An 18,474-nucleotide genomic window follows, 5' to 3' on the forward strand; every position below is an offset into this window, starting at 1 on the left:
GCCTCCAGGTACCGATCCCTGGAGGGGGAGGTTGCCGCCGCTCTCCCGAACACCCGGTGCGCATCCGGTTCCCGCAAGAGCGATGGGACGGATTGTAAGGGGGCTCCGGGGGGTGGGGATAAAATCTCAGGCGAAAAAATGCGGAAATCGTGCAGGAACTTGTTTTTGCTTGCTAAAAATTTTTCTCGCCGAGGCGGCGAGGTCGATTTCATCCCCACCCTTCAAGGCCGGCGTGTTGGGGGATAGGCTTCCGAGGTACCCCTCTCTTGCAAATTCTAAGGACTTGGGCTTCCGCCTCCGCCCTCTGGGCTGTGGCGGACAAGACGCCCAAGTCCAAGAATTTGCTTTCTCCCCCGCAAGGGGGGAGATATCGCCGACATCGGCTTTGCCGCCAATCGTCAAGGCTGGTGAGTAGCCGAAGCGCTGGTGCAGGGCGCACGAGAGGGGTTGCTTGTGAGGCGCGAAAAAGCCTTTCACCCCTCATCCAAGAACCGCCACCCCGCCCGGCCTCGCCGCCGTTGTCTGGATAATGCTGGCCGGGCGCTTCTATTTCCGCCAGCGGTCGAGTGCTTCCTCGTCGGTCGCCTTCGCCTCGACCCAGCGGCCGGGGGCGTCGCCCAGAAGATGTTCTTTCTTCCAGAAAGGGGCGCGGGATTTGAGGTAGTCCATCAGGAAGTCCGCCGCCTCCAGCGCCGCCTTGCGGTGCGGCGACGCCGTGACGACGAGCACGATGTTCTCGCCCGGCCTGATCCTGCCGAAGCGATGGATGATGGTGAGACCGGAAAGGCTCCAGCGCTCGGCGGCCTGCCGCGCGATGCGCGCGATCTCGACCTCCGCCATACCCGGATAGTGCTCGAGCTCGAGAGCGGCGAGCCTGCCCCCCTCGTCGCGGCAGAGGCCGGTGAAGGTGACGAACGCGCCTATGTCCTTCCGCCCGGCGGAAAGCCGCTCGACCTCGGCGGCGAGGACAAAATCCTCCGCCTGCACGCGGACAAGGGGCTCGCATGCCATGCGCCTTAGCCTCCGGTCATGGGCGGGAAGAGCGCAATCTCGCCATCGGTCGGGAGCGTTGCGTCATGCTGCACATGCTCGTGGTCGATTGCGACGCGGATCACCTGCGGATGCTCGAGCGCGGCAGCATAGCCTTCGCCGCGGCTCTTCAGCCATTGAAGCAGGTCGGCTACGGTCTTCACCTCACCGGGCAGGCTGACGGTCTCGGCCTCCTTGCCGATGCGTTCGCGCACCCAGGCGAAATAGACGAGCTTCATCCTATTCCTCGATGATGTGCTTCAGCCCGGCGCGGAAATAGTCATAGCCGGTATAAAGGGTGACGAGCGCGGAAAACCAGAGCAGGGCGATGCCGGCCTGGGTGACGTAGGGGACGATCTTGTCGCCGGCCGGGCCGGCGAGAAGAAAACCGATCGCCAGCATCTGGATGGTCGTCTTCCATTTGGCGAGTTGCGTGACCGGGACGCTGACCTTGAGGGCCGCCAGATATTCCCGCAGCCCCGAGACTAGGATTTCCCGGCACAGGATGATGATGGCCGCCCAAAGCGTCCACCCGGCGATGGTGCGGTCCGTATCGGCGGCAAGAAGAAGGAGGCAGGTGGACACCAGCAGCTTGTCGGCGATGGGGTCGAGCATCTTGCCGATATTGGAGGTCTGCTTCCAGCTCCGCGCGATATAGCCGTCGAAATAGTCGGTCACGCTGGCGGCCAGGAAGATGCCGAGCGCGGACCAGCGCGCGAAGTCGCTGGATTGCAGGCGCCCTTCGAGAAAGAAGCAGAAGACGATCAGCGGCACCGCCATGATGCGCGCATAGGTGAGCAGGTTTGGCAGGTTGAAGGCGCGTCGCTGCATCGTGGATTGCTGGCTCATGGTGGGTCTAGTCAAATCAGACGCGGTGGGGCGCGGTCAAGCCGGCCCCCGGACGCAGTGGTCTTGCGCCTATCCGTTCTCGTGAAAGTGATTGTAGATCTGCCGCGCGATGGATTCGGAGATACCGTCGACCTCCATCAGGTCCTCGACACCGGCGCGGCTGACCGATTTGGCCGTGCCGAAATGATGCAGGAGCGCGCGCTTGCGTCCCGGCCCGATGCCGCTGATCTCGTCGAGCGGGTTCCTGACCATTTCTTTCTTGCGCCGCGCCCGGTGCGAGCCGATGGCGAAGCGGTGCGCCTCGTCGCGCAAGCGCTGCACGAAATAGAGGACCGGGTCGCGCGGCGGCAGGGTGAAGGGCTGGCGTCCCTCCATGAAAAAGCGCTCGCGCCCCGCGTCGCGGTCGACGCCCTTGGCGATGCCGATCGGCGTGACGAGATCGGCAATGCCGAGATCGCCGAGGATCTGCTGCACGGCGGAGAGCTGCCCCTGGCCGCCGTCGATCAGGATGACGTCCGGCCAGGCGGGGAAGGCGGCATCGTCCTGCGCCTCGCTGCCGTTGCCCGGCAGGCCCTGCTCACGGACGAGGCGGGAGAAACGCCGCTGCATCACTTCGCGCATCATGCCGAAATCGTCGCCCGGCGTGATCTCGGTCGAGCGGATGTTGAACTTGCGGTACTGGTTTTTGACAAAACCCTCCGGCCCGGCGACGATCATCGCGCCGACGGCGTTGGTGCCCATGATGTGCGAGTTGTCGAACACCTCGATGCGCCGCGGCGGGCTTTCCAGCCCGAAGGTCTCGGCGAAGGCTTCGAGCAGCCGCGCCTGCGAGGAGGTCTCGGCAAGGCGGCGCCCCAGAGCCTCGCGCGCGTTCTGCAGCGCGTGGTCGGCAAGATCCTTCTTCTCGCCGCGCTGCGGCACGGAGACGAGCACCTTGCGCCCCGCCCGAGCCGAGAGGGCCTCGCAGAGCAGGTCCTGGTCCTCCACCTCATGCGACAGGAGCACGAGCCGCGGACAGGGCTTGTCGTCATAAAACTGCGCCAGGAACGAGCCCAGAACCTCGGCGGGCCCGAGCGCCGGGTCGGCCTTGGGGAAATAGGCGCGGTTGCCCCAATTCTGTCCCGTGCGGAAGAAGAAGACCTGGATGCAGGTCTGGCCGCCTTCCTGATGGATGGCGAAGACATCCGCCTCCTCGATGCCCTGGGGATTGATCCCCAGGTGGCTCTGCACATGGCTCAGTGCCGAAAGCCGATCGCGATAGATGGCGGCGCGCTCGAAATCGAGGGCGGCGGAGGCCTGCTGCATGGCGGCTGCGATCCCCGCCTTCACATTGGAGGAGCGGCCGGAGAGGAAATCCTTCGCCTCGGCGACAAGCTTCGCATAGTCCTCGGCGCTGATCTCGCCGGTGCAGGGGCCGGAACAGCGCTTGATCTGGTAGAGAAGGCAGGGCCGGGTGCGGCTCTCGAACACGGAATCGGTGCAGGTGCGCAGGAGGAAGGCGCGCTGCAGCGAGTTGATCGTGCGCCCGACCGCGCCGGCGGAGGCGAAGGGGCCGAAATAGTCACCCCTGCGCGAGCGTGCGCCGCGATGCTTGAAGATGCCGGGCGCGGGGTGGTCGCCGGTGAGCAGGATATAGGGGAAGGACTTGTCGTCCCGCATCAGGACGTTGAAGCGCGGGCGCAGGCGCTTGATGAGATTGGCTTCCAGGAGCAGCGCTTCGGTCTCGGTGCGGGTGACGACGAACTCCATCGATGCCGTCTCGCGGATCATCCGCTCGATGCGGTTCGAATGGCCGCGCCCCTGCGCGTAGTTGGTGACGCGCTTTTTCAGGCTGCGCGCCTTGCCCACATAGAGCACGTCGCCTTCGGCGTTCATCATGCGGTAGACGCCCGGCGCATTGGGCAGGCGCTTCACGAGCGCCTGGATGACCTCCGCGCCGACGCCGGCCGCTTCGCTTCCGGCGCTGTCCCATTCCAGCGCGGTCCCCGAAAGGACTTCGGTTTCGGAAGGATTGGTCTCGCTCATCACCCGCCCTGCTGCTGCCCGGTTTTCGGCCAAGCCAGATGCTTGCCGCCGTCAAGCGCGATCATCTGGCCTGTAATCGACCGCGTCTCCCATAGATAGCGAATCGTGGCGCCGAATTCAGGTAGTTCGGGACCATGGCCGAGGGGAAGGGCTTGCGCCTGCCTCCGGAAGCTTTCCTCGTCCTCCCCATGGTCGGGCAGCGTGGGGCCCGGTCCGATGGCATTGACGCGGATGCGCGGCGCGAGCGCCTGCGCCAGGGTGCGCGTCGCCGTCCAGAGGGCGGCCTTGGAAAGCGTATAGCTGAAATAGCCGGGCGCAAGCTTCCAGACGCGCTGGTCGATCATGTTCACGATGAGCCCCTCCCGGTCGCGCGGCAGCGCCAGGGCGAAGTCGCGTGCAAGAATCGCCGGCGCCTTCACATGCAGGGCAAAATGCCGCTCCCAGACCTCTTCGGTGAAGTCGGTGGCCTCATCGCGCTCGAAAACCGAAGCGTTGTTGACGAGTAGGTGGACGGGGCCAAGCTCGGCCACCGCCTCGCCGATCAGTTCCTCGGTCTGGCCCGTGTCGGTAAGGTCCGCCTGGAGGACGCAGGCCCGGCCTCCGGCGGCCCGGATCGCGGCAGCAAGGCTCTCGGCCTCTTCGCGCGACCTGCCGCAGTGGATGGCGACACCGAAGCCGTTTGCGGCCAGATCGAGGGCGATTGCGCGGCCGATCCTTTTGGCGCCGCCGGTGATCAGAGCATTGGTTCCCGTCATCATCGGACACTCCTATCCGGCCTCTCGCGCCTGGACTCGGCCGGCAGGTTGGCAGCAAAAGCCGCCTACGGGCAAGTGCCCGGCGACCTTGGGTTATGGTTACCGCTTGTTTAACTTAAGGCCCTGTAATTGCTCATTTTGTTGCATTCGAGCCACACCGCCGGCCGGATTCGGGCGTCCCGGGACACCATCTTCGGCGGCAGCCATCTTGCGGCCACTTTTGACCTTTCTTGCGTGGGGCCGGCGGAACCACGCGGCCTGCATTTCGTTTTGGCCGCGGGTTTGGGGTACCCCGGATGCTGCCTGTGGGGCAGCGTCCTTCAAGAATGCTCATGTGGCTAAGGAGATCACAATGAAGGCCAACAAGAATCATCTGCTAGGCGTTGCGGCTGCTGCAGCGATTGTCGCCGCGGCGCTGCCTGCCTACGCAGCCGATGTCGTTTACGAACAGCCGCCTGCACCGCCTGCCGCTCCGATGGAAGTGGCGCCGGTTGCCACCTGGGCCGGTCCCTATGCCGGTATCGCCGCCGGCTACGGCTTCTCGGGCGAGGTCTCCGCGGACGACGTTCCCGGCGTCGAGGTCGAGACTGACGGCTTCCTCGGCAATGTGTTTGCCGGCTGGCAGGGTCAATCCGGCTCCTTCGTCTACGGTGTCGAAGGCGATGTCGGCTACAACGGCATGGAAGGCGACGAGGACGGCCTGGAGGTCGAGCACGGCGTCGACGGCTCGCTGCGCGCCCGTCTCGGCTTTGCGGCCACCGACAACGTGCTGCTCTACGCCACCGGCGGTGGTGCGGCGAGCAGGCTCAAACTGTCGGGTGGCGGCGACGAGCAGTCGGAAACCGCGATCGGCTGGACGGCCGGCGCCGGCGTGGACGTGAAGCTGACCCCGCAGTCCTTCGCGCGCCTCGAGTACCGCTACTCGGACCTCAGCGCCGAGTTCGATGACGTCGATGTCGACACGACCAGCAACAAGGTCCTGCTCGGCGTCGGCATGAGCTTCTAAGCGAAGCCGCGAACGAGTGAAAAGCCGGGCCCTGCGCCCGGCTTTTTCTTTTGCGCAACGCGCCGCATACTAGCGGGCCGGCGGCATCAGCACGTTTGCCTGGCGGCAGGCATTCCGGTCCACCTCCGGGCAAACGCGGAAGTCGAGATCGCGCGTGAGGCATATGCGCACCTCGCGCAGGTAGCGCCGGTCGCAGGTGACGGCGATGCCGGAAGGCTCCAGGCCTGGATTTGCTGCCAGGAATTCCTGCTCTACCTTGTCCGGCGAGACGGCGAGGGGCGCCTGCAGTCGTGAAAATTCGTCGGGCACCGAAATCTGCTCGCGCGCTTCGCGCAGGAGAGCAAAATAGCCGCTCTGGGACAGGCCCGAACACGAGCCGTGCTTGCGCCACTGATGGCCGATCAGACCGGCAGAGGGGACGATGTCACGATAGGCCTTCACCAGCGAGTTCGGCACCCGGTCCGGCTGACCCGAGGGGCAGAATTCGGGATAGCCGCGCTCATATTGCGGCCAGAGGCCGTGCACCACGAAGGCGAAGGGGCGGGCGGCGTCGCACTGCTCGGCATTCGCTTCCTCTTCTTCCGCCGCGCAATAGCTGGGCGACCAGGAGAGCGAGAGGACGTAGAAGTCGAAGGTGCCGGGCTCCGCGCCCCGCTCGCCCGCCGCGGCCGGCAGGGCAAGGGCGATTGCCGCGAAAAGGACCGCCTTCAGCTTTGCGGACGCAGGACGCGGCATGCGGCGTTGTAGACGTTCCAGCGGTCGAAGCCCAGCACGCAGAACTCGACATTGTCGCCGATCGAGGCAAAGCCCTGGCCGTATTCGATCAGGTACCAGATGGGCCGGTCCTGCCCGTCGGAGAGCCGGGCGGTGGCATAGCAGTAGCGGCGCTCGATCGGGCTGTTCTGCGTCGCCGGCTCGTAGCGCGTCAGACGCGCATTGTAGAAGTCGACGATGTCGACATCGGGCAGCTGCGGCACATGGGTGACCTGATGGCGGAAGCGGCTCTGGATCATGCCGCGCACGCTCTGATGCGCACAGATGGGGTCGTCGCCGCCGCCGCCATAGACGAAGAGGTCGGCGGCCCTCAGCGCCGTTGCCGGGAGCATGGCGGAAGCTGAAAGCGCCAGACCGAAGACGAGAGCCAGTAGCCGTGCCATGCAATTCTCCTGATGATGCGGGCCGCACTTTCCGCCAGCCGGCGATTCCGGTCAAGATGCCTGCGCTTCGGGCGTCAGCTGCTCGATGAAAAAGGATCCCTCGCCGCCTTCCCCCAGAAGCCTCGCCAGAACGGGCAGGAGGGCTTCTAGTTCCGCCTTCAGCGTGAAGGGCGGGTTGACGACGATCATGCCCGAGCCGTCGAGCCGGGGTTTGGGCGAGGGCGGCCGGACGGTGAGGGCGACGTCGATGATATCGGGCACGCTGCTGTCCCGGAGAGCCTTGCGAAACGCGCCGACCGATTCGCGGTCCTTGATCGGGTACCAGAAGGCATAGATGCCGCCCTGCCATCGCCGTTGCGCCTTCTTGATCCCTTCGAGGATCCGTGTGAATTCCCCTTCCTTTTCGAAAGGCGGATCGGTGAGCACCAGGCCGCGCTTTTCCTTGGGCGGCAGGTGCGCCCCGAGCGCCAGCCAGCCGTCGAGCTCGATCACCCGCACCTGGTGATCGCCTGCGAAATTGGCCCTGAGGATCTGCGCATCCTGCGGATGCAGTTCGATCGCCGTCAAACGATCCTTGTCGCGCAGGAGGTGGCGGACGATCATGGGCGAGCCAGGATAGCGCGTGATCCGCCCATCCTCGTTCACCGCGCGAACGGCTGCGAGCAGGGGATTCAAAAGATTCGCCGATTCACCGTCGAGCGTTGCCGCCAAGAGCCGGCCGATGCCGCCCTGCCACTCGCCCGTCCGCTGCGCCTTGTCGGAGGAAAGATCATAGAGGCCGGCGCCTGCATGGGTGTCGATGACCCGGAAAGGCTTTTCCTTGCGCTTCAGATATTCGACGATGCGGGTCAAAACCGCGTGCTTCACCACATCGGCGAAATTCCCGGCATGGAAAGCGTGGCGGTAGTTCATCTGCTCCTTGCCTCAGGCTGCCATCATTCCGGCTGATCGGTGGCGTAAATCCTTTTCACCGATCTGGGCCTACTCCGAAGAGAACAAAGCCGCTAGTCTTCGAGCCATGAACACGCATCCCTCGATCCATATCGGCCATTCGGCCTGTCCGCATGATTGTCCGTCCACCTGCGCCCTCGACGTGGAAGTGGTGGGCGGCCGCGTCGGGCGGGTGCATGGGGCCAAGGACAACAGCTACACCGCCGGCGTGATCTGCGCCAAGGTCGCCCGCTATGCCGAGCGCGTGCACCATCCCGACCGCCTGCTGAAGCCGCTGGTCAGGGCCGGAGCCAAGGGCGAGGGTGTCTGGAAGGAGGCGAGCTGGGACGCAGCGCTTGACCTCGTGGCTGAAGCCTTTGTCAAGGCGGAGGAGAGATACGGCAGCGAAAGCGTCTGGCCCTATCAGTATGCCGGCACCATGGGGCTGGTGCAGCGCGATTCGATCCACCGCCTGCGCCATGCGAAGCGCTATTCCAAGCAGTTCGACACGATCTGCACCAATCCAGCCTGGGCCGGCTATGTGATGGGCACGGGCGCATTGCGCGGCGCGGACCCGCGCGAGATGGCCAAGGCGGATTGCGTCGTCATCTGGGGCACCAATGCGGTGGCCACACAAGTGAATGTGATGACCCACGCCGTGCGCGCCCGCAAGGAGCGTGGTGCGAAGATCGTCGTCATCGACGTCTACGACAATGCCACCATGAAGCAGGCCGATCTCGGCCTCATCGTCCGGCCGGGCACAGACGGCGCGCTTGCCTGTGCGGTCATGCATGTGCTTTTCCGCGACGGTTTTGCCGACTGGCCCTATCTCGAAAAATACACCGACGATCCGAAGGGCCTGGAGGCGCATCTTGCAACGCGGACGCCGCAATGGGCGGAGGCGATCACCGGCGTGCCGGCCGCCGAGATCGAGGCCTTTGCCCGGCTGGTGGGCGAGACCAAGCGCAGCTATTTCCGCCTCGGCTACGGCTTCACGCGCAACCGCAACGGCGCGGTCAACATGCATGCCGCGCTTTCCATTCCCGCCGTCACAGGCGCCTGGGCGCATGAGGGTGGCGGCGCGTTCCACTCCAATTCAGGCATTTTCGGCCTCGACAAGTCGCTGATCGAGGGGGCCTCCTACGTCGATCCCTCCGTCCGCTCGCTCGACCAGTCGCAGATCGGCCGGGTGCTGACGGGCGATCCGGCCGCGCTGCATGGCGGCCCGCCGGTCACGGCGATGCTGATCCAGAACACGAACCCGGCCAATGTGGCGCCGGAGCAGCGTCTGGTGAAGCGCGGTTTCCTGCGCGACGATCTCTTCGTCTGCGTGCACGAGCAGTTCATGACCGACACGGCCAAGCTCGCAGACGTCGTGCTGCCCGCCACCATGTTCGTCGAGCATGACGACATCTATCGCGGCGGCGGCCACCAGCACATCCTGCTCGGGCCCAAGCTGGTCGATCCGCCGGGGGAGGCACGCGAGAACATTTTCGTCATCGAAGAGCTGGCGAAGCGGCTGGGCGTCTCGCACCTGCCCGGCTTCGGGCTTTCGGCGCGCGAGCATCTCGACTGGATGCTGGGCCGGCGAGGCCTGGGCACCTTCGACAGCTTCCGGCACGATCGCTGGGCCGATGTGCAGCCGGATTTCGAAACCGCGCATTTTCTGACCGGCTTCGGGCATCCCGACGGAAAGTTCCGCTTCCGGCCGGACTGGACCAATACGCCCGGCCCGAACCGCCCCCCCGAATCGATCGGCTTCCAGGGCCCGCACGAGCGCCTGCCGGAATTCCCCGACCATGTGGATTTCATCGAGGCTGCGGAATCGGAGCATCCCTTCCGGCTCGCCACGTCGCCGGCGCGCAGTTTTCTGAACTCAAGTTTTTCAGAGACGCCGGGATCGAGAAAGCGCGAGGGCAGGCCAGAACTGATGCTGCACCCCGACGATGCGGCAGCGCTCGGAATTTCCGAGGGCGACCGCGTGGAGCTCGGCAACCGGCGCGGCGAGGTGGTGCTGCACGCCAGGATCTTCGATGGCCTGCGCCGCGGCACCGTGATTGCCGAGGGCATCTGGCCGAACAGCGCCCACGAACGGGGCGAGGGCATCAATGTGCTGACCGGCGCTGATGCCATAGCGCCTTATGGCGGCGCAGCCTTCCACGACACCAAGGTGTGGGTGAGACCGGCATCCGCCTGATCCGGCAGCTCGATGCTGGATCACACGGACTGTTGCGGCCGCAGCCGAAAGGCTCCGCTCGTCACCGCCTCGATCACCATCTTCAGCACTTCCTCGCGGCTGTGCTGATCGATCGGTAGAGCGTGCCGTTCAAGCTCGCCGAGGGAGGAGAGTTGCCGGTGAAGCTCGCTGATGTGCCCGGGATCGGTGAGCGTGTCGCCGCCGCGTTCGCGGCAGCGCTGGATCGCAAGGTTGATCGGCGGGCGCAGGACCACATAGTGCAGCGGGACGGCAACCGCCATGAAGGGCGGCAGGAACCAGGGTCCGATGATGCCGTCCAGCACGACGAAATAGCCGCCCGTCGCGTATCCCTCCGCCGCTTTCGCGAGCACGTCCATCACAACCCTGTTCTGCTCATGGGCTTCGGGCAGATAGGGCGCGATCGCGCCATGCTTGATGACGTGCCAGAAATCATCCGCGTGAAGGTGCACCTTGGGCGAGCCCGGCTCTCTGGCGAGGGCCTGTGCAGTCGTGGTCTTGCCGGAGCCAGGAGGCCCGGTGAGGATCAGGATTTCGCCTGCTAGATCGAGCATGTTTTCTGACTAGGGTCCGCCAGCCCCGGTGTCCACCCCAGCGCGGCGGGATCAGCTGAAAATCGGTGCGGCGGCTAGGGCTTCGGCGGTGCCGTCGATCCACGGACGACGAGCTCCACATCGATCTTCTCGCGCCAGGTTTCTCCGGCGTGATCGAGAATCGCCCTGACCGCGCGGCGGCCGATCTCTGCGATCGGCTGCTGGATGGTGGTGAGGGGAGGGGTCGAGGTGGCGCTTTCCGGCACCCCATCAAAGCCGACCAGGGACACATCGCCTGGCACGGACACGCCCCGCGCGCCCAACCAGTCGAGGGCGACCAGGGCGATCCGGTCCGATTGCGCGAGGATCGCCGTCGGGGGAGAGGGCGAGGCAAAGATCTCCTCGAGCGCCGGGTAGACGGTCGCCTCGTCGCTTTGCGTCTCATAGATCGGCACCTGGCTGGTGTCGATGCCCGCCGCCGTCATCGCTTCGAAGTAGCCCTTCACGCGGTCACGTGAGGCGAGAAGCCTGGTCGCGTTCACCCGTTCCATCGTCGCCCGGCCGGACGAGCCCCGCTCGATGAACCGCATAGCGAGAATGGCAAACCGGCGATGGCCGAGATCCAGGAGGTGCTGCGCCGCCAAGCGCGCGCCGGCTACGTCGTCGATGCCGACTACGGACATGGTCTCGTCATCGCTGCCGAGCGCCAGCGCCACAAACGGCAACTGCCGCTCGCGCGATGACTGGATCAGCTTGTCCGCGCCCTCGAGACAGAACAGGATGAAGCCGTCGACGAGGGCGTTCTGCATGTTCCATGCGAGCTCTTCCTCATTCGCCGCCGAGACGAGTGAGATGCCGGTGCCGCTGGCGTCGCATGCTTCCGTGATGCCCGTCATCAGCACGCGCGCATAAGGGTCCTCGAAGAAATACCCGAGCGGCAGCACCGTCGCGACGCCTATGGCATTCACCTTGCCGGCGCTCAGAAGCCGCCCCTTGGGGTCCGGACCGCGATACCCTATCGCCTTGGCCACTTCGAGCACGCGCGCGCGAACCTCCTCCCGTACGATTTCGGGCCGATTGAAGACATTCGACGCCGTGCCCTTTGAGACGCCTGCCGCCTTCGCCAGATCGGCCAGGGTCGCTGGCTTTTCGAAATTGATCCTCGCCATTTCCCCTCGCGGGTCGCGTTCCAAGCCATTGATATAGTATCTTTCTTGAACCGGTTCAATTTTTTCTTGACCTGTTTATCCGGCGGGGTATTATTGAACCAGTTCAACGGCGATCTGGATGCACGGATTGAACCGGTCCAAATGGTGTGATGAAACATTTCGCCCCGGGGGAAGGAGAGAGCAATGAGCACGATCGAGCTATTCGCCGAGTTTCACAAAGCACGTCTACGCTATGCTTGGCCTGGCACCCTGCAGGCCTGGTGGAACGCCATGCGGCGCCATCGCCGGGAGCGTCGGACGCTCGTCGCTTTGTCGCGCCTCGACCAACGCATTCTCCGCGACATGGGGTTCGACCCTGAAGAGGTCTATGAGGCGCTTGATGGCGGGTGGGACGAGGTGAATCCCGCGAGTATCCGCCCTTATTTGCCGCGTACGGAGCGCGTCTGACCGTTGTACCCGCGGCGATGCGGCGCTCCACAGCTATTTGCGATTCCTGACCGGGACTCCCGAGCTCTGAACGCGTTGCATCTCGACAGGAGTGCGAACTTCGTGATCGAACTGCCGGACGAGGTCCGACATTGTCGGGGAGGGGGAGCGACTCGCCCCCGCCTCCTCACATCGAGCCGGGGAGCAGTTCATGGCACCTGTCACTGTCAATGCGGAGAAAGTCCGCGAGTTCAAGGACGCCGAGAGCTTCTATCGCTGGCTGGGGGCCAATCACGACAAAGAAGATGAGGTCTGGATCAAGATTCACAAAGTGGGTTCGGGGAAAAAGTCGATCATGCCAAAGGAAGCAATCGACGTGGTGCTCTGCTGGGGCTGGATCGACGGCATCCGTAAAGGCCTCGACGAGCAAAGCTACCTGCAGCGTTACACGCCGCGCGGCAAGAAGAGCATCTGGAGCCAGATCAACGTCGACAATGTGGCTCGCCTGATCGCGGAAGGCCGCATGACGGAGCATGGGCTGAAGCAGGTCGAGGCGGCCAAGGCCGACGGGCGCTGGGATCGCGCCTATAAAAGCGGCAAGGAGATGACCATTCCGGACGATCTCAGGGCCGCGATTGAGGCCGAGCCCGCGGCGAAGGAGATGTTCGGCAAGCTGAACGCGCAGAACCGCTACGCGCTGGCTTTCCGTCTCCACAATATGAAGACGGAAACCGGGCGCAAAAAGAAGATCGAGGCCTTCGTCCAGATGCTCAAGCGCGGCGAGACGATCTACCCGCAGCGCAGCAGCTGACTTTGCCGCGCGCGACGCGGCCAGTCACGGCGTCCGTCGCGCCAGGTCCTCCAGATTGACCGCCTCTTCGACCGAGGAGGGCACGATGAGACTTGCCCGCTCCCCCCAGCCGATATCGGAGGTAGCAGCGAAGACGGTCTTGCCGCCTTCGAGGCGTGCCCGGCCGGAGGCGACCAGCGCCAGCCCCAGCGGATACAGCCGGTGTTCGACGCGCAGGACGCGCTCGGCGAGCTGATCCGCCGTTTCGCCCGGGATCACCGGGACGGCCGCCTGCGCAACGATAGGCCCCGAATCCATTTCGAAGGCGACGAAATGGACCGTGCAGCCATGGATGCGCGTGCCAGCCTCAAGCGCGCGCGCATGGGTGTTCAGGCCCTTGAAGAGGGGGAGCAGGGAAGGGTGGATGTTGATCATCCGGCCTTCCCAGCGGGCCACGAACTCTGCGCTCAACATGCGCATGAAGCCGGCTAGGCAGATGAGTTCGGCGCCGTGCGCGGCAAGCGCCTCTTCCAGGGCCGCCTCATGAGCCGCCTTTTCCGCGAAGTCGGTGCGCGGAACGGAAATCGCCGGTATGCCTGCCGCCGCCGCGGCGGCGAGGCCGGCGGCCTCCGCATTGTCGCTGATGACGCAGGCGATCTCGGCCGGATAGTCGCTTTCGGTCGCGGCCCGGATGAGCGCGCTCATGTTGGAGCCACGGCCGGAGATCAGGATTGCTGTCTTCTTCCTTGCCTTCATAGCGCCAGCGCCCCCTGATAGATCACGCCCTTGTCGCGGCGCGGCACGATCGCGCCCAGGATTTCGACATGCTCGCCTTCCTTCTGCAGCACCGCCGCCACCTGCGCCGCCTGGCCGGCGGCCACCACGGCGATCATGCCGATCCCGCAATTGAACGTGCGCAGCATCTCGGCGGCCTCCACGCCGCCTTCGCCCGCCAGCCAGGAGAAGACCGGCTGCACCTCCACCGCGGCGAGGTCTATCTCGGCGGCATAGGCCTTCGGCAGCACGCGCGGGATGTTCTCCGGAAAGCCGCCGCCGGTGATGTGCGCGAGCGCCTTGATGCCGTGTGTCGCGGCTATGGCCGCAAGAACCGGCTTCACATAGATGCGGGTCGGCGTCAGCAGCGCCTCGGCAAGGGACTTCTCGCTCGCAAAGGGCGCCGGATCGTCCCAGGCCAGCCGGCTCTGCGTGACGATCCTGCGCACCAGGGAAAAGCCGTTGGAATGGACGCCCGAGGAGGCAAGGCCGAGGATCACGTCGCCTTCGACGATGTCGTTGGTGGGCAGCAGCCGGCCGCGTTCGGCGGCGCCCACGGCAAAGCCGGCGAGATCATAGTCGCCGTCGCGATACATGCCCGGCATCTCGGCCGTCTCCCCGCCGATCAACGCGCAGCCCGCCTGCCGGCAGCCCTCGGCGATGCCCGCCACGATCGCGGCGCCCTGGTCGGGGTCGAGCTTTCCCGTGGCGAAATAGTCGAGAAAGAAGAGCGGCTCGGCACCCTGGACGACGAGGTCGTTCACGCACATGGCGACAAGGTCGATGCCGACCGTATCGTGCTTGCCCGCCTCGATGGCGATCTTGAGCTTCGTGCCGACGCCGTCATTGGCGGCGACGAGCACCGGATCGGAAAAGCCGGCGGCCTTGAGGTCGAAGAGCCCGCCAAATCCGCCGATCTCGCCATCTGCGCCCGGCCGGCGCGTGGAGCGCACCAGCGGCTTGATCTTTTCCACGAGCGCGTTGCCTGCATCGATGTCGACGCCGGCATCCGCATAGCTGAGGCCGTTCTTTCGCTCGCTCATGGCACCTTCCCCGGCCGGTTCTCACAAGGCTAATTGGCACGAAGGAGAGGGCCCCGCAAGGCGCGCGCCGCGCGCCCGCACAGACATCACGATTGCGAGCCTGTGGACCAAATCTGCCTCTTGCGGCGCGCGAGCGGCCCGGCCATCTATGCGGCACGCGAGGCGCGGACCGCCGCGCACGGAGAGAAGCCTTGACCATTCCCAACCTGATCACGCTGCTGCGCTTTGTCCTTGTGCCTGCCGTGGTCTTTGCGCTGCTTGCCGGAGAAGTGGAGTGGGCTTTTGCGGGCTTTGCCTTCGCGGCGATTTCCGACGGGGTAGACGGCTTCATCGCCCGCCAATTCAATCAGCGCAGTGAGCTTGGTGCCTATCTCGATCCCATGGCCGACAAGCTTCTCCTGGTCAGTGTCTTCGTGGTTTTGGGCTATATGGGCCACCTTCCGCTCTGGCTGGTGGTCGCGGCCGTCTCGCGCGACGGTCTGATCGTCGGCGGCGTTCTTCTTTCGGCAATCATGCAGCAGCCCGTTGCGATGAAGCCGCTCCTGGTTTCCAAGGCGAATACGCTCGTGCAACTGCTTCTTGCGACCTTCGTGCTTGCCGGATTGGCCTTCGAGATGTCGCTGGGCCCGCTTTATACCGGCCTCGTCTACCTGTCCGGGCTCTTGACCGTCGCTTCCGGAGCGGCCTATCTCGTCGGCTGGATCAAGCATATGGGCGGTTATGTCGATACCGGCACCCCAGGAGGTTGAGGCGGAACAGGCGCCACGCCGCTCTTTCGTCCGGCAGGTCGTGTTCTGGCTCGTCGCGGCGGCGATCCTGATCCTGTTCCTGTATGTCTTCAGTTCCATCCTCCTGCCCTTCCTTGCAGGGATGGTGCTTGCCTATTTCCTAGATCCGGTTGCCGACAGGCTGCAGCGGCTCGGCTTTTCGCGGCTTGCCGCGACCATCTTCATCCTGGTCGCCTTCATCATCATACTGGTGCTGGCGCTGATGGTCATCATCCCGGTGCTCGGCAACCAGCTCGCGGATTTCATCGTGCGCCTGCCGGAGTATTTGACGCGCCTCCAGGCCCTCGTCACCAGCATCGATCCCGAATGGTTCGAGGAGACGACGGGGGTCAACGCCCAGTCGCTGCAGGAGGGGCTGAGCACGCTTCTGACCCAGGGCGCGGGCTTTGTCGCCACGCTGTTCAGGTCGGTCTGGAGCTCCGGCGTGGCGCTCATGAACCTTGCGAGCCTTTTTATCGTAACGCCCGTAGTGGCTTTCTACATGCTGCTCGACTGGGACCGCATGATCGCCAAGGTCGACAGCTGGGTGCCGCGTGACCATGCCGAGACGGTGCGCCAGATCGCCCGCGACATCAATGTGGCGACGGCCGGCTTTGTGCGCGGGCAGGGGACGCTCTGCCTTATTCTCGGCCTGTTCTATGCGGCGATGCTCACTGTGGTGGGCCTGAATTTCGGCCTCCTCATCGGCCTTTTCGCCGGCCTCATCAGCTTTATTCCTTTCGTGGGCTCTCTGGTGGGGCTTGCCCTTTCGGTAGGCGTGGCCATCGTCCAGTTCTGGCCGGAATGGTATTGGGTGGTGGCGGTCGCGGCGATCTTCTTCGCCGGCCAGTTCATGGAGGGAAACTTTCTCCAGCCGAGGCTGGTGGGGCGCAGCGTCGGATTGCACCCGGTCTGGCTGATGTTCGCCCTTTACGCCTTCGGCTATCTGTTCGGCTTTGTCGGGCTGCTGGTCGCCGTGCCGGCCGCAGCCGCGGTGGCTGTGCTCGTGCGTTTCGCGCTGGCGCGCTATTTGGCTTCGCCCCTTTATAGCGGCCACACGGCGGCGCGTCCGGCGAAGGCAAAGGGCCGCCGGGCGTAATGGCAAGGGAACCCGCGGCGCGGCAATTGCCGCTCGAACTGCCGTACATGGACGCCCGCTCGCGCGATGATCTCATCGTCACCCCCGCCAATGAGCTTGCCGTGGCTCTGGTGGAAAGTTGGCCCAGCTGGCCGGCCCCTTTGGTGGTGCTGGCCGGGCCTGCGGGCTCGGGCAAGACGCATCTGGCGGAAATCTGGTGCGCGCTCGCCGGCGCCCAGCCGCTTTCCGCCACGTCCCTCGGGGCCGAGGCGATGGCCGCGGCCGGGCGCGGCGCGGTCCTGATCGATGATGCCGACAGCCCGCTGCTCGACGAAACGGGCCTGTTTCACCTGATCAATACCGTACGCGCCGCGCATTCGCATCTCCTGCTGACGGCGCGCCATCTGCCTTCCGGATGGGGCGTGAAGCTGCCGGACCTGCTTTCGCGGCTGAAGGCGGCCGCCGTGGTGGATATCCGTGAGCCCGACGATGCGCTGCTTGCCGGCGTGATGACGAAGCTCTTTGCTGACCGGCAGGTCTCGGTGGAGCCGCATGTGGTCCAGTTCATCCTCCGCCGTATCGAGCGCTCGCTTTCGGCGGTGCGGGAGGTGGTGGAGAGGCTGGATCGGGCGGCATTGGAGCGGAAGGTCCGCATCTCGCGTTCCCTCGCCGCCGAGATCGTCAGCGAATTGGAGGCGCGCCAGGGACGGCTCGACCTGTAGCAACGGGGGGAGCCGCCGTCCGATCGATGTTTTAGCGGCACTTTGCGGTGCTTTGGCAGGGAATCGCGCCCTGCAAGGGAACATGGGCCCCGCTTCGTGGTTCGAGGGGCGTGCATCCATTGAGCACACAACCACTCGATCGGGAGAATTTGACTATGAAAAAGCTTCTCATGAGCTCGGTTGGCGCATTTGCGCTGACGGCGGGCGCCGGTATTGCCCTGGCGCAAACGGATACAAGCGGCGCCGGCGCGGCCGGCGGTATGGGATCCGCTTCAAGCATCACCTGCGCACAGATAGCGGAGCTTGAATCCGAGGACGCTGAGAAGGCGCTCCACTACCTGGCCGGTTTCCAGGCAGCACAGCAGCAGTCCGGCACCTCCGCTTCGGCCACCGGCAGCACCATGGGCGGCGCGACGACGGGGTCCGGTTCTGACACCACTGCTGCGGCCGGCACGGGCGCTTCGGGCACAACCGGCACGACGACCGGCACGACCGGATCGGGCAGCGGCACCGACACGACGGCTTCGGCCGGCACGGGCGCTTCGGGCACGACCGGCACGACGACCGGCACCACCGGCTCGGGCAGCGGCACCGACACGACGGCTTCGGCCGGCTCGGGCACCTCGGGCACGACCGGCACGACGACCGGCACGACCGGCTCGGGCAGCGGCACCGACACGACGGCTTCGACCGGCACGGGCACCTCGGGCACGACCGGCACCACCGGCTCGGGCAGCGGCACCGACACGACGGCTTCAGCCGGCTCCGGCACTTCGGGCACGACCGGCACGACGACCGGCTCTGGCACCGACACCACCACGACAGCTGGCACCACGACCGGCGGCTCGGCCTCCGGCAGCGCCGGCGGCAGCGGCTCCGGTCTGAGCGGCCTGCCCGGTTTTGCCGAGGTTGAGGTCGAAAGCGTCATGAGCGCGTGCCAGGAAAATCCTGAATCGCTCGTCTTCGACGTGCTTGGCCAGCAGGGCGGTTCTACCGCCCAGTGAGCAGCTTGCCAGGCTGAACCAAACCCGCCGCCCTCGGGCGGCGGGTTTCCTTTGCGGTACTCACCAACGCCGATTTTCCACTCGGCGCGGCCCACGAGCGAGAAGCTCAACGGACGGCGCCCCTTCCACCATCCCGATCTTTCAGGCGTGAGAGAAGGGCACGGACGACGGTACGTGGCCGTATCAACGCGGTGTCCGCGAT

At 65.3% G+C, this 18,474-nt stretch carries 20 protein-coding genes; 8 read left to right on the forward strand and 12 right to left on the reverse strand.

From position 1 onward, the window contains the following. Positions 1–546 precede the first annotated feature (546 nt). The 5 genes from RIN79_RS11615 to RIN79_RS11635 form a co-directional block, all read right to left on the reverse strand. Entirely contained in the window at positions 547–1,011 is a 465-nt protein-coding gene (locus RIN79_RS11615) for a molybdenum cofactor biosynthesis protein MoaE (protein ID WP_309084824.1), read from the reverse strand. 5 nt (positions 1,012–1,016) lie between these two features. Then, on the reverse strand, positions 1,017–1,268 hold the full coding sequence (gene moaD / locus RIN79_RS11620; protein ID WP_309084825.1) for a molybdopterin converting factor subunit 1: 252 nt from the start codon (positions 1,266–1,268) through the stop codon (positions 1,017–1,019). 1 nt (position 1,269) lies between these two features. Then, positions 1,270–1,860 (reverse strand): CDP-diacylglycerol--glycerol-3-phosphate 3-phosphatidyltransferase, encoded by a 591-nt coding sequence (gene pgsA, locus RIN79_RS11625; protein WP_309084826.1) that lies wholly within the window; start codon positions 1,858–1,860, stop codon positions 1,270–1,272. 87 nt (positions 1,861–1,947) lie between these two features. Next, positions 1,948–3,903, reverse strand: coding sequence for an excinuclease ABC subunit UvrC (gene uvrC / locus RIN79_RS11630; RefSeq protein WP_309084827.1), 1,956 nt, complete (start codon positions 3,901–3,903; stop codon positions 1,948–1,950). Further along, complete coding sequence (locus tag RIN79_RS11635) at positions 3,903–4,661, reverse strand: SDR family oxidoreductase (protein WP_309084828.1); 759 nt, start codon at positions 4,659–4,661, stop codon at positions 3,903–3,905. Before RIN79_RS11635 ends, uvrC begins: the two co-directional genes overlap by 1 nt. A 349-nt stretch (positions 4,662–5,010) precedes the next feature. On the opposite strand from RIN79_RS11635, the gene RIN79_RS11640 reads away from it, so the two are divergent. Beyond that, positions 5,011–5,664, forward strand: coding sequence for a porin family protein (locus RIN79_RS11640; RefSeq protein WP_309084829.1), 654 nt, complete (start codon positions 5,011–5,013; stop codon positions 5,662–5,664). A 69-nt stretch (positions 5,665–5,733) separates the two neighbouring features. Here the strand turns inward: RIN79_RS11640 and RIN79_RS11645 are convergent, their stop codons facing one another. The 3 genes from RIN79_RS11645 to RIN79_RS11655 are packed head-to-tail and all read right to left on the reverse strand — an operon-like array spanning position 5,734 to position 7,733. Beyond that, positions 5,734–6,399, reverse strand: coding sequence for a ribonuclease T2 (locus RIN79_RS11645; RefSeq protein ID WP_309084830.1), 666 nt, complete (start codon positions 6,397–6,399; stop codon positions 5,734–5,736). Beyond that, entirely contained in the window at positions 6,372–6,821 is a 450-nt protein-coding gene (locus tag RIN79_RS11650; protein WP_309084831.1) for a hypothetical protein, read from the reverse strand. The genes RIN79_RS11645 and RIN79_RS11650 overlap by 28 nt, the downstream gene beginning before the upstream one ends. A 51-nt stretch (positions 6,822–6,872) precedes the next feature. Beyond that, on the reverse strand, positions 6,873–7,733 hold the full coding sequence (locus RIN79_RS11655; RefSeq protein ID WP_309084832.1) for a 23S rRNA (adenine(2030)-N(6))-methyltransferase RlmJ: 861 nt from the start codon (positions 7,731–7,733) through the stop codon (positions 6,873–6,875). A 106-nt stretch (positions 7,734–7,839) separates the two neighbouring features. Here RIN79_RS11655 and RIN79_RS11660 point away from each other — a divergent pair, with 106 nt between their 5' ends. Then, on the forward strand, positions 7,840–9,948 hold the full coding sequence (locus RIN79_RS11660; RefSeq protein WP_309084833.1) for a molybdopterin oxidoreductase family protein: 2,109 nt from the start codon (positions 7,840–7,842) through the stop codon (positions 9,946–9,948). 20 nt (positions 9,949–9,968) lie between these two features. Here the strand turns inward: RIN79_RS11660 and RIN79_RS11665 are convergent, their stop codons facing one another. Both RIN79_RS11665 and RIN79_RS11670 read right to left on the reverse strand, forming a co-directional pair. Next, positions 9,969–10,520 carry an AAA family ATPase gene (locus RIN79_RS11665; RefSeq protein WP_309084834.1) on the reverse strand — a complete coding sequence of 184 codons (552 nt, stop codon included), beginning with the start codon at positions 10,518–10,520 and terminating at the stop codon, positions 9,969–9,971. A gap of 74 nt (positions 10,521–10,594) precedes the next feature. Further along, a complete protein-coding gene (locus RIN79_RS11670) occupies positions 10,595–11,668 on the reverse strand; it encodes a LacI family DNA-binding transcriptional regulator (protein ID WP_309084835.1) in 1,074 nt (357 codons plus the stop codon). Between the two features lie 183 nt (positions 11,669–11,851). Here RIN79_RS11670 and RIN79_RS11675 point away from each other — a divergent pair, with 183 nt between their 5' ends. Both RIN79_RS11675 and RIN79_RS11680 read left to right on the forward strand, forming a co-directional pair. Continuing rightward, entirely contained in the window at positions 11,852–12,115 is a 264-nt protein-coding gene (locus RIN79_RS11675) for a DUF1127 domain-containing protein (protein WP_309084836.1), read from the forward strand. A gap of 190 nt (positions 12,116–12,305) precedes the next feature. Then, positions 12,306–12,905 (forward strand): YdeI/OmpD-associated family protein, encoded by a 600-nt coding sequence (locus RIN79_RS11680; RefSeq protein ID WP_309084837.1) that lies wholly within the window; start codon positions 12,306–12,308, stop codon positions 12,903–12,905. A 24-nt stretch (positions 12,906–12,929) separates the two neighbouring features. On the opposite strand, the gene purN is transcribed toward RIN79_RS11680, so the two are convergent. Then, on the reverse strand, positions 12,930–13,640 hold the full coding sequence (gene purN / locus RIN79_RS11685) for a phosphoribosylglycinamide formyltransferase (RefSeq protein ID WP_309084838.1): 711 nt from the start codon (positions 13,638–13,640) through the stop codon (positions 12,930–12,932). Continuing rightward, positions 13,637–14,701 (reverse strand): phosphoribosylformylglycinamidine cyclo-ligase, encoded by a 1,065-nt coding sequence (purM, locus tag RIN79_RS11690; RefSeq protein WP_309084839.1) that lies wholly within the window; start codon positions 14,699–14,701, stop codon positions 13,637–13,639. Before purM ends, purN begins: the two co-directional genes overlap by 4 nt. A gap of 191 nt (positions 14,702–14,892) precedes the next feature. Between purM and RIN79_RS11695 the strand changes: the two genes are divergently transcribed. The 4 genes from RIN79_RS11695 to RIN79_RS11710 all read left to right on the forward strand — a co-directional run bounded on the left by RIN79_RS11695 (position 14,893) and on the right by RIN79_RS11710 (position 18,272). Further along, positions 14,893–15,450 carry a CDP-alcohol phosphatidyltransferase family protein gene (locus tag RIN79_RS11695; RefSeq protein ID WP_309084840.1) on the forward strand — a complete coding sequence of 186 codons (558 nt, stop codon included), beginning with the start codon at positions 14,893–14,895 and terminating at the stop codon, positions 15,448–15,450. Next, positions 15,422–16,567, forward strand: a complete 1,146-nt coding sequence (locus RIN79_RS11700) for an AI-2E family transporter (RefSeq protein ID WP_309084841.1) — start codon at positions 15,422–15,424, stop codon at positions 16,565–16,567. Before RIN79_RS11695 ends, RIN79_RS11700 begins: the two co-directional genes overlap by 29 nt. Then, the gene (gene hdaA / locus RIN79_RS11705) at positions 16,567–17,268 is read left to right on the forward strand and encodes a DnaA regulatory inactivator HdaA (protein WP_309084842.1); all 702 of its coding nucleotides are present in this window, start codon (positions 16,567–16,569) and stop codon (positions 17,266–17,268) included. The genes RIN79_RS11700 and hdaA overlap by 1 nt, the downstream gene beginning before the upstream one ends. Before the next feature lie 155 nt (positions 17,269–17,423). After that, a complete protein-coding gene (locus RIN79_RS11710; RefSeq protein WP_309084843.1) occupies positions 17,424–18,272 on the forward strand; it encodes a hypothetical protein in 849 nt (282 codons plus the stop codon). Positions 18,273–18,474: the final 202 nt, after the last annotated feature.

Origin of the sequence: Chelativorans sp. (assembly GCF_031180965.1) — a bacterium.
Lineage (GTDB): Bacteria > Pseudomonadota > Alphaproteobacteria > Rhizobiales > Rhizobiaceae > Chelativorans.